The 11,187-nt window shown below is 45.4% G+C and carries 8 protein-coding genes; 4 read left to right on the top strand and 4 right to left on the bottom strand.

Annotated features, from left to right (window positions below; all coding sequences use genetic code 11):
• Positions 1-754: 754 nt before the first annotated feature.
• The 4 genes from JGK11_RS30930 to JGK11_RS30915 all read left to right on the top strand — a co-directional run bounded on the left by JGK11_RS30930 (position 755) and on the right by JGK11_RS30915 (position 3,695).
• Positions 755-2,005 carry an HhoA/HhoB/HtrA family serine endopeptidase gene (locus JGK11_RS30930; RefSeq protein WP_293214242.1) on the top strand — a complete coding sequence of 417 codons (1,251 nt, stop codon included), beginning with the start codon at positions 755-757 and terminating at the stop codon, positions 2,003-2,005.
• Between the two features lie 216 nt (positions 2,006-2,221).
• On the top strand, positions 2,222-3,094 hold the full coding sequence (locus JGK11_RS30925; RefSeq protein ID WP_293193257.1) for an MBL fold metallo-hydrolase: 873 nt from the start codon (positions 2,222-2,224) through the stop codon (positions 3,092-3,094).
• A 41-nt stretch (positions 3,095-3,135) separates the two neighbouring features.
• Positions 3,136-3,360: a DUF433 domain-containing protein gene (locus tag JGK11_RS30920; RefSeq protein WP_293184449.1), complete on the top strand. Its 225-nt coding sequence runs from the start codon at positions 3,136-3,138 to the stop codon at positions 3,358-3,360.
• A complete protein-coding gene (locus JGK11_RS30915) occupies positions 3,357-3,695 on the top strand; it encodes a DUF5615 family PIN-like protein (protein WP_293193258.1) in 339 nt (112 codons plus the stop codon). The genes JGK11_RS30920 and JGK11_RS30915 overlap by 4 nt, the downstream gene beginning before the upstream one ends.
• A gap of 43 nt (positions 3,696-3,738) precedes the next feature.
• Here the strand turns inward: JGK11_RS30915 and JGK11_RS30910 are convergent, their stop codons facing one another.
• The 4 genes from JGK11_RS30910 to gcvP form a co-directional block, all read right to left on the bottom strand.
• Positions 3,739-5,448, bottom strand: a complete 1,710-nt coding sequence (locus JGK11_RS30910; RefSeq protein WP_293214240.1) for a glycoside hydrolase family 44 protein — start codon at positions 5,446-5,448, stop codon at positions 3,739-3,741.
• 89 nt (positions 5,449-5,537) lie between these two features.
• A complete protein-coding gene (locus JGK11_RS30905; RefSeq protein ID WP_293184456.1) occupies positions 5,538-6,149 on the bottom strand; it encodes an RloB family protein in 612 nt (203 codons plus the stop codon).
• A 5-nt stretch (positions 6,150-6,154) separates the two neighbouring features.
• Positions 6,155-7,552, bottom strand: coding sequence for an ATP/GTP-binding protein (locus JGK11_RS30900; protein WP_293184459.1), 1,398 nt, complete (start codon positions 7,550-7,552; stop codon positions 6,155-6,157).
• A 168-nt stretch (positions 7,553-7,720) separates the two neighbouring features.
• Positions 7,721-10,720, bottom strand: a complete 3,000-nt coding sequence (gene gcvP / locus JGK11_RS30895; RefSeq protein WP_293214238.1) for an aminomethyl-transferring glycine dehydrogenase — start codon at positions 10,718-10,720, stop codon at positions 7,721-7,723.
• Positions 10,721-11,187: the final 467 nt, after the last annotated feature.

Below are 11,187 nucleotides of genomic sequence, written 5' to 3'. Positions count from 1 at the left end.
TTTTGCAAGAAGCATTTTTTATGGTAGTGCGAGCGTCCCCGCTCGCGTGCTTGTACAAGCACGCGAGCGGGGACGCTCGCACTGTAAATGCAAAACTGAAACGCTCCCCTTCTCTTGGGATAGTGTTAAGTGAACCGTATTGCGATCGAACCTACGGAAAATAATACTATTTTAGGATCGCGAATTAAATAACTGACAATTTTAATTGTTATTGTGGGATGGGCGTCCCGCCCGTCCAAAAAGTACGGGCTCTCCCGCCCATCCCACTTTCAAGAGTAGAAGTTATTTAATTCTCATTCCTTAGATTAACGTTCATAGCCGTAGGATAGGGATACATCGACAATCCTCAAGAAAGAGCGACTGTTTCGAGCGAGCAACGCACCGGTTTCATTGCAGGCTAAGGAAACAAACCCAACATTTTTGTTTGAGTTATGGGCTGCCGGTAGCAAGGCCATGAAGATTTTCCAGGAAATGCGGAATATGCGGATCCGTTACCGTAGTTGGTATTATCGCAGGTGTGGCAATTCGTCAGTCCTCACCCAGGGCGATCGCGCTGACCACCTAAAATCAACAATTTGCCTGCAACAGTCTGGTTTCTACTCCAGCCTGTAGGGTAAATCCCACCACCCAAACACATCTGATAAATGTTTCAATTAAAATGAAAGAACATTGAGTTCTAAGTTGATTGCACTAGGTGCTAAAACTACCAAACCATAATTATAAATTTCGCCCATTCTCCTAGCAAATTAATACTATGTCAACCCCCAAAAAATCTAATCAAACTCAACCTTCTCGTCGTTTTTCTGTGCCGAAAAAACTTGCTTTTTTATCCCTCGTTTTGCTCGGCTCCACGGCAACTGTCGGCTGCAACGCCCTAAATTCGCAAGTTCCTGGCAGTTCTAATGCTATCAAAGCCGAACAACCTGCAAGCGCAGCGCCAATCTCAGCTTTACCTGCAAATATATTGCCGAATCAAGACTCTAATTTTGTGACTAAAGTAGTGCAGGAAGTCGGCCCGGCAGTAGTACGAATTAACTCGTCTCGCACAGTGAAAAACCAAGCTCCAGAAGAGATTCCCGAACAATTCCGCCGCTTCTTCGACCCAGATTCTCCCATTGGGCCTCAGCCCGGAAATCGGGTACAACGGGGATCTGGTTCGGGTTTTGTTTTTGGTTCCGACGGCCGCATTTTGACGAACGCTCACGTTGTTGACGGCGCAGATACGGTGACGGTAAAACTGAAGGATGGCCGTGAATTGGCAGGCAAAGTTTTGGGCGTAGATACAGTTACTGATGTGGCTGTTGTTAAAGTTGAGGCTACCGATTTGCCTGTGGTGAGTTTGGGTAAATCTGAAGATTTACAGCCGGGAGAATGGGCGATCGCGATCGGCAATCCCCTCGGTTTGGACAATACCGTGACAGTCGGTATTATTAGCGCGACAGGCCGTTCTAGCGCCGATGTGGGCGTTCCCGACAAGCGCGTCAGCTTTATTCAAACCGACGCCGCCATCAATCCCGGCAATTCCGGCGGCCCGTTGCTGAACCAGCGGGGTCAAGTTATCGGCATGAATACGGCGATTATTGAAGGTGCCCAAGGGTTGGGTTTTGCGATTCCGATCGATCGGGCCCAACAAATTGCCAACCAATTAGTCAGTACCGGAAAAGCCGAACATCCTTATCTCGGCGTTCGGATGTTGAGCATTACTCCCGAAGTCAAAGCAGAATTCAATAAAAATCCCAACGCCAAATTGAGGCTGACTGAAGATAAAGGCGTGTTAGTTATGGGAGTTGCAAAAAATTCGCCGGCGTCACAAGCTGGAGTGCGCGTTGCTGACGTGATCAAAAAAATCAACGGTACAGAAGTCACCGATGCTGGCAGCGTACAGCAAATTGTCGAGAAAAGTACAGTAGGCAAGGATATGCAGCTTGAGTTGAGCCGCAGCGGACAACCTGTGACTGTGGCGGTGACAACTGGTGCTTTTCCAGCGGGCCAGAAGCAGCAGTAGAATTGAAACTTTGAGTTTGCAGTCTGCTTGGGAACGGGCTCTCCGGCCCGTTCCACAAAAAAGTTAAATTCTGATGGAACCGGTAGTATTTTTAGGAACGGGCAAGATGCCAATTCCACAAGAAAGTTAAATCCTGGTGGGGTGGGCATCTTGCCCGCCCCGAATTTTTTATATAATGGGCTTCTCGCCCTGATTAGTGATTAAAAGGTATAAAAAATGGCTCACATCAATTTACGCCGCCCCGAAAATATCAGCGGTAATTTTTACGTAGATAGTAGCTGCATTGACTGCGATACTTGTCGGTGGATGGCACCGGAAGTCTTTACTCAAGCCGGAGAACAGTCTGCGGTTTACCAGCAGCCGACAAACGAGACAGCATCCATGCGAGGTCTCGCGGCTCTTTTGTCTTGTCCGACAAGTTCGATCGGCACTGTTGAAAAACCCAAAAACATCAAAGAAGTTCAACAAAACTTGCCAGCACTGGTAACAGACAATATTTACCACTGTGGCTACCATTCAGAAAAATCCTACGGGGCTGCTAGTTATTTGATTGTCCGTCCAGAGGGCAATATTTTAGTTGATTCTCCGCGTTTTGTGCCGCCGTTAGTGAAAAATATCGAAGCAATGGGTGGCATTCGCTATCTATATTTAACTCACCGGGATGATGTGGCAGACCATCAAAAATACCGGGAGTATTTTGAGTGCGATCGCATTTTGCATACCGACGAAATAAATGCGGACACTCGCAGTGTGGAAATTCAATTATCTGGCAATGAACCGCATCAAATAGCTGATGATTTGTTGATTATTTCTGTACCCGGTCACACGAAAGGTCACACAGTTTTACTTTATAATAACAAGTTTTTGTTTAGCGGCGATCATCTCGCTTGGTCAGAAAATTTACAGCATTTGATTGGTTTTCGGACAGCCTGTTGGTATTCTTGGGCAGAACAAATCAAATCAATGCGAAACTTGGCTAATTACTCGTTTGAATGGGTGTTGCCGGGACATGGGCGGAGATATGATGCGGACAGAGAAACAATGCAACAGCAAATGCAGAAGTGTATTGATTGGATGGTTGATGCTTAATGTGATATAATGAAGATAAGTGTTCACCCTCACTAACTTGAATGTTGGAACTACTTGCAAGAATCACAATTAATCCCAGACAGTGTAGTGGTCGTCCCTGTATTCGTGGCATGAGAATTCGGGTATCAGATGTACTAGACTTATTTGCGGCCGGTTTGAGTGCTGAACAAATTCTCGAAGAAATGCCCGATTTGGAAAGAGATGACCTCAAAGCATCTCTTTTGTACGCATCACGTAAACTTAATCATCCAGTGTTAGTTGCATGACGATCTGGGTAGATGCACATCTGCCACCAGCGATCGCAACCTGGATGACTAATACACTTGGAGTAGCAGCGGTAGCCTTGCGCGACATTGGACTGAGAGATGCTGAAGATCCTGAAATTTTCGAGGCCGCCAAAGCGCAGGGAGTTATTTTGATGACTAAAGACAGCGACTTTGTTGATTTGGTCGATCGTCTTGATTCGCCTCCACAAATTATCTGGTTGACGTGTGGCAATACATCAAATGATCGGTTGCGAGAGATTCTTAGTGCACATTTGTTAGATGCGCTGGAACTTTTGAGAACCGGTGAAAGGTTAGTGGAGATTAGCGGGGATTAGTCGCCACAGTAAAAATTCCAATGCTAGTGGATTTGACAACTGACTAAGCCTTCGCTTTCGGAATGGCAACCAAAGTAATAGAATTAGCTGGGTAAGTTGCCTGAAAGCCAGCAGCGCTGACACTTAAATCGTTCTGACGGACGATCGCCCGCAAGTTCGCCTCGCTGTAGGTGTAAACTTGAGCTTTGGCACCTGGGTTAAAGCCTTTCAGACTCAAGTTGCTGGTCAAGTTTTTACTGGTTTTGTTAATGATTACCAGCGTCAAAGCACCATCCTGAGTGCGTTGTGCTCCGTAGATTGACAATTGTCCCAGATCTGTACTTTGCGATCGCACCCAAGTCTCCCCGTACTTACCACCCTTACCGTCATAATTCATGTAGGTTCGGAAGGCATAAGCCCCCGGTTCCGAGGACTTGGGAGGCCCCCACAGCGTCGCTAAATCCAGTTGTTCCCGCCCAAAAATCCCCAGGATTTCGGCTTGAGTTAAGGCACCGTTCATCGACTCCAAACCGCCCCAATTGTATTCAGTAATGGCGACTTTTGTACCGGGATAATCTTGCTTGACCCATTCTCGAAACCGGGGTATAATTGTTAGCGGGGGATTCGATTTACCAATCCAACTTTCATCAGTATAAGTGCTGTCCCACAGAGAACGAGTCGATCGCAACCGGGCTGCTTGCGTCTTAGCATCGCCTGCGGGACAATTAGCCAAACAGAGGTCATCGACGAGAGGATAGTAGTGTTCGTCGAAATAGTCGAGGATGCGAACACCTTTTTGCTGTTCGTAGGCGCGCATTTGCTGCAAGTACCACCGCGCAAACCAGACTCCGCCGTGTTTTTCGCGATCGCCCTTTACCCCAGAATCCACATAAACAGGCCAGCCAAAATCCGAAGGGCCGAGTATCTTAGCGGTGGGATCTGTGGCTTTTACCATTGAGGCATATTGGAAAGTGCGATCGCGCAATTCGTCATAACTTGTCGGTTCTGGATGAACATCGCGGTGAGTGTTTCCCCAACCGCTTGGTTCATTGTCCATTTGATAAATTTGAACACCACCTTTAGCGGCAGTACCGTGGGTTTTAACTAAATGTTGAACCCAAGCTTTTTGGAAATCTGGGTTACTGACAATACTAACATCAAGGCGGTTATTATTAGTAATTAAAGTGCCGTCGGGACGCTTCCCATTGCCGCACTTATCGCCTTCGGGAAAAATGTAGGGATTGGTTTTTTCTTGCGCGCCGTATTTGGATACTCTAAAACCGCAGTTCCAAGTGCTAAACTTATTTACATAGCCTATCATCGGGATGGTAACGATGCTTTTACTGCCGTTGTTGCGGTTAGTTTTGACAATTTTGTCGGTGGAATCGCCGGGAATGGGGTTTTTGTTGTCGCCGCCGCCGACGAAAAAGAAGTCATCGCCGACGTTGGAAGAATCGACTAACCAGTTGTAGCGGCTAGTGTGATTGGCGCCCCAGCGTTCCACCGGAATTCGCAACTCTTTGGCGAGGGCCGGATCTATGGCAAAATCGTTCATACCGTAGATGTCGGGACTGATGGAATGGCGATCGGCCCTCACGTCTACAGATAAGGTGGGACTGGCTGTTTGGGCGATGCCTACGGCCAGCTTCGCTAACGCACTTTTGAAGTAGGCCGCAGTGGCGATCGTTGCCAAAGCTGCCAAAACGCCTAATAATAGTAGGATAATCCAGCGTGGTTTGTTGGAGGGCGATCGCCACAAAAATCTTGTATTCATTTTGATAGTGCCTGAAAACTGGTTGTGCGATCTAAAAATGTTAATTAAATTATGCTAATTTCTTATTCACATTGTAGCAGATGTTGAAGTCAGCAGTCACTATCGAGACTGTCCCGCAGAATCTCAACAAGTCTATATACATGGGTTCCTAGTGTGGGTGGCCAATCTTGTTGAACACTTGGATGTAGATTTTTCGCTCGATTTACTGCATTTTCTGTATTTGGCTTGTAAGTAGAGAGATCCAAATTGCTACCATTGTAACTTCCTAAAATAGTTCGCAGTCTTCCCTTAAAATTATCGCAAGTCCTATCCTGGGGATTAATATCTTCAAAGTGTAAAGTTAACCATACTTCAAAACAAGGATTGCTAATAGCTAAATTATAACCTTTTTGCCTAGCTTGACTACAAACAGAACTCAACTTCTTTTGTCCCCAACGATCCACATCAGAAACCAGCCAAAGCATATCATCCTCATTTAGATCGTATCGTTCTTTGAATATATCTAAACGCTCTAAAACATATTCAGGTGAAGATTTGCCGTCTTCTGTAGTTGCTAATATCTCTATTTTAATTCTACTGCTATTAAATATCCTAAAATATTGTTTTTCAGTTTCTTTACCTTCCGTAGCAACTATAAATAGTTTGGCATCCCTCCTATCCTGTTGTCTGTCTAATAATTTTGTGCGCTTAATTTTTCCCATTGCTATTAGTTTGTTGTGACAGATACAGCGGTTTCACAATTAAGCCACCCTAAATTTTGAGGATTTCCAAAGAAGGGAATAGCCCCAAAACGTCCATTCAAATAGCCTTTCTCAATCTTCAGGTCTGGTCTCATTTTGAATTCGGCTAAGGAGTAAAGATTAGATGCACCTTGTTCGCTCTTTTCAACAAACCATATTTCATCACGCCGGAGTAAATCTAGGTCTAGCAAATTGGTATCGTGGGTTGTAAAGATCAGTTGGTTATTTTTGTCTCTACAATTAATTGCTAGTTGGACAAAGTTACGAGAAAGCAGAGGATGCAAACGCCTATCTAGTTCATCAAGGAAAAAGACTTTTTCTTCTTCTTGTTTGAGAATAAACAAAGCCGGAATTAGATTGATCAGACGTTGAGTCCCTTCTGATTCCTCTTCTATGGAAAAATCAATAAACCCTCCATCTTCACTGCGATGACGAGTTCTGAGTTGAATCAAAATTACTTGACTCTCATCATCTTTAAACAGGATATCTCTTGTACCTCCTAAGTTCTCAATCATTACAATTGAATTTTTTTCTGCTTGATTCAGGGCTTGAATCAGATTCTCTCTTAAAACTTTAGACATAGTTGGAAAGTGTCGCTCAAAATCCAACTCTACTTTCTCTGTGACTATGGAATCAATTCCTGTTCCTGCAAATTTAAGAAACTCACTCATAAAGTCTGTGAATGATTCATCACTGAGGACACTAATTTCTAAGCCGGTATAATCGGCTTCTGCTGGAATAATAGTTAATACTTTTCTGAACCAGTCAAAAATAGGTTGTAAAACAACAATATTTCGCTCAAGAGATTCTGTTAAAAAGAGTTGGTTTGGGCGCGTTCCCTCTGCAATAAAATCTAGAAACTGTTGACGCTTCTTACTTCTACCTTTAAGCTTTGAACCATATTCAACTGTGGTTTCTTTTTGGGATGATGTAATGCGTTCAAAATACATTACTTCTTGTTTTTTGCCATCAGGAATTCCATGTAGCCATTCTTCAAATATTTGCTCTCTATTTAATTTGAAGCCGTAGGAATATCGATCGCCTTTATGGGTAAAAATAAACTCAAACTTGCTTGGCTGCTTACTATAATCGCCCAATTTGAATGGATAAACAGGGATAGTTTGAGTGCTGCGAGTTCCCTGTACCACTAAGTTTTTGGCAAAACTTATAGCCTCGATCAGGTTTGACTTACCTGCTGCATTTGCTCCGTAAATTGCTGCAATCGGCAAGATCGATCGCCCTTTTTCTGCTATATCTTCAGCAAGGTGATCTATATGTTGTCTATCGCTATTAACTCCCACCATACTAAAAGTGACTTCATCCCTGAAGGATAAGAAATTTTCTATAGTAAGTTGAATTAACATTGTTTCTACCCATGAGGAATAGGATTCCGCTACTTTCAGGCACTATAGTAGCATAAAACGGGTATTTAGGAGAAAAAATCTCCTAAATTACCTAGTTTTACCCAAATTCTATCTCTTTAGACGGAGATTTAGGAGACGGAAATGAATTGAGACTGATGGATTTGAACCTTAAGTGTAAGCTTCCATTGGCAAACAAGAACAGACGAAATTACGATCGCCAAAAGCATTATCTATCCGGCCCACCGCAGGCCAAAACTTATATTCGCGAGTCCAAGGAGTCGGATAGGCGGCTTCGGCGCGAGTATAAGGATGATTCCACTCATCAACCATCAGAGATTCTGCGGTGTGTGGCGCATTTTTCAAGACGTTATTTTGCGCGTCAACATTGCCATTTTCAATCTCGGCAATCTCCCCACGAATCGCAATCATCGCATCGCAAAAACGGTCTAATTCCTGCTTCGATTCGCTTTCCGTCGGTTCCACCATCACCGTACCGGCAACTGGCCAAGAAACTGTCGGCGCGTGATAGCCGTAATCCATCAGGCGTTTGGCGATATCATCGACTTCAATGCCTGCTGTCTTTTTGAGAAGTCGCAAATCCAGAATACACTCATGGGCGACTAAACCAGATTTCCCTTTGTACAAAACCGGATAATAGGATTCTAACCGTTGCGCCATATAATTCGCATTCAGAATTGCTACCTTCGTTGCCTCAGTTAAACCAACTCCTCCCATCATCCGAATGTACATCCAAGAAATAGTCAAAATGCTCGCACTTCCCCAAGGCGCCGCCGAAACAGCACCAACTGATTGCGATATTTCACCGCCTCCCTTACCAAGGGACGATTCTATCTTGCTCCCCCCCTTAGCAAGGGGGGGTTGGGGGGGGTAAGTTCTTAATTCTGTATCAGTAGAAGGCAAAAATTCCACCAAATGAGACATGACTCCAATCGGCCCCATGCCGGGGCCGCCACCACCGTGAGGAATGCAGAAAGTTTTGTGCAAATTCAAGTGACAAACATCAGCACCAAAATCGCCGGGGCGGCACAAACCAACTTGGGCATTCATATTAGCCCCGTCCATATAAACTTGTCCGCCGGCTTGATGCACAATCTCGCAAATTTCTTTGATTTCTGCTTCAAAAACGCCGTGGGTAGATGGATATGTTACCATCAAAGCCGCTAGTTCATTTTTGTGCTTTTCGGCTTTTTTATGCAAGTCGGCGACATCAATATTCCCCTGGGAATCGCACTCGACAGCAACTACTTTCATCCCAGCCATCACCGCGCTAGCCGGATTTGTACCGTGGGCTGACTGGGGAATTAAACAGATATTGCGGTGAGATTCGCCTCGGTGTTCGTGGTATTGGTGAATTACTAACAATCCCGCATATTCGCCCTGGGAACCAGCGTTTGGCTGCAAGGAAATTCCGGCAAAACCTGTGACTTCTGCCAGCCATTGTTCGAGTTGCACGAACATCATTTGATAGCCGCGAGTTTGGTTGCGGGGTGCAAAGGGATGTATGTTACCAAATTCCGCCCATGTCACGGGAACCATCTCGGCTGTTGCATTCAATTTCATCGTGCATGAACCTAGGGGAATCATCGATGTATTTAGCGATAAATCCTTGGCTTCTAAACGGTGCATATAGCGCAACAGTTCGGTTTCGGAATGGTAGCTGTTGAAAACTGGATGGGTGAGATAACTGGTTGTGCGATCGCAAAACTCAGGTAACATCATATAGGAAGTGAAGGCGTCTGCATTCAGCGGAACGCTCAGAGAATTCTCGCCGTCACCCCTGATATAATCCTTCTCCCGTGCAAAGATTTTCCACAACTCTTTGACATCGCCCGCCGTGACAGTTTCATCCAGAGTAATCCCCACGGTTGTTTCATCGAACACCCGCAGATTAATGTGGCGATTTTGAGCGGCTTGGAGAACTTCCGATAGCGGTTTATCTCCCAATTCTACCCGGAGAGTATCGAAGAAAGGTCGATCGCCAATTTTGTATCCAAAACTGGCAAGACCAGATGCTAAAATTGCGGTTAAACTGCGTACTTGTTCGGCAATTGCTTGGAGTCCAGACGGGCCGTGATAAACAGCATACATACTCGCCATCACTGCTAGCAAAACTTGGGCGGTACAAATATTGCTAGTTGCTTTTTCGCGGCGGATGTGCTGTTCGCGAGTTTGCAAAGCCAAACGTAAAGCAGATTTGCCGTTAGCATCTTTAGAAACGCCAACAATTCGCCCTGGAACTTGCCGTTTAAACTCTTCTCGCGTCGCGAAATAGGCTGCGTGGGGCCCTCCGAATCCCATCGGCACTCCGAAGCGCTGGGTGCTTCCTACGGCTATGTCAGCGCCGAATTCGCCGGGGGGTGTGAGGACGCAAAGACTCAAAATATCGGCGGCTACTGTGACTAAGGCGCCGGCTTGATGTGCCGATCGAATAAAATCGCTATAGTCGTAAATTGCGCCATCGGTGGCTGGGTATTGCAGAAGTGCACCGAAGATAGTACGATCGCACTCAAAGCTTTGATGGTCGCCGACAATCACTTCAATTCCCAGCGGTTTAGCCCGAGTTTGCACCACTTCGATGGTTTGAGGGTGACAATCTTGCGAGACAAAAAACGCTTTTGCTTTATTTTTATTAGCGCCGTAACTCACCGCCATAGCTTCCGCCGCAGCAGTCGCTTCATCCAACAAGGAAGCGTTAGCAATTTCCAAACCCGTGAGCTCGATTATCATGGTTTGGAAGTTCAGCAAAGCTTCTAATCGCCCTTGGGCAATTTCGGCTTGGTAGGGAGTGTAGGCTGTATACCAGCCCGGATTTTCCAGGATATTGCGCTGGATAACTGGGGGTGTGATGCAGTTGTGATATCCTGTCCCGATGTACGATCGAAATACGTGATTTTTAGCAGCAATTTCTTTCAATTCTGCCAAAGCAGCGTACTCGCTTTTGGCTGCGGGAAGTTGTAGGGGTTGATTCATGCGAATCGCCGCTGGAATCGTTTTGTCAATTAACTCATCGAGGCTGGAAATACCCAAAACATCTAGCATTTGCTGGATTTCGCTGGGTGTTGGGCCAATATGTCTTCCCGCAAAACCGTCGATGGGGGAAAGGTTTTGCTGTTGGTTGGGTTCAATTTGCGGGCTGTAGAGTACCAAGGCTGATTCTCCTGAATGGATTTCTTATTACTTTGTAACATTTCGCAAAGAGAACAAGGAAGATTTTCTGCGTCTATCAAAGTCCGACAGGGGTTGAAACCCCTGTCTCATAGCAGAAGTCGTCTGAAGACGACTGTAGATTAAAGTCGGTGGTTGAAACCGCAAAGCGAGTTAAACGAAGTCTGCTTTAGCTGGCGAAGAGATCAAAGGGGTATTTAAGTCGGATTTGGTATCAGTCGTCTTTAGACGACTTGTGCTAAAAGCCCCGTGGGTTTCAACCCCTGGCGGATTGTGGAAGAATCAAGGAACCGCTCGTAAAAACCTGGACAAAGCTACCCAAAAGTAGTCAATGTTATACATCTACGTTAGTAATTTTAGTCCACAGTCCTAAAACTACAGGAATAAACGGCAATTCCTCTATTCCCTTCATGAAGTCGGGAATTACTTTTCTCGCTATATTTATGCTG

It is taken from the genome of Microcoleus sp. PH2017_34_RAT_O_A, from assembly GCF_020737885.1.
Taxonomy (GTDB): Bacteria; Cyanobacteriota; Cyanobacteriia; order Cyanobacteriales; family Microcoleaceae; genus Microcoleus.
This window is presented reverse-complemented; position numbering and strand designations above follow the sequence as displayed.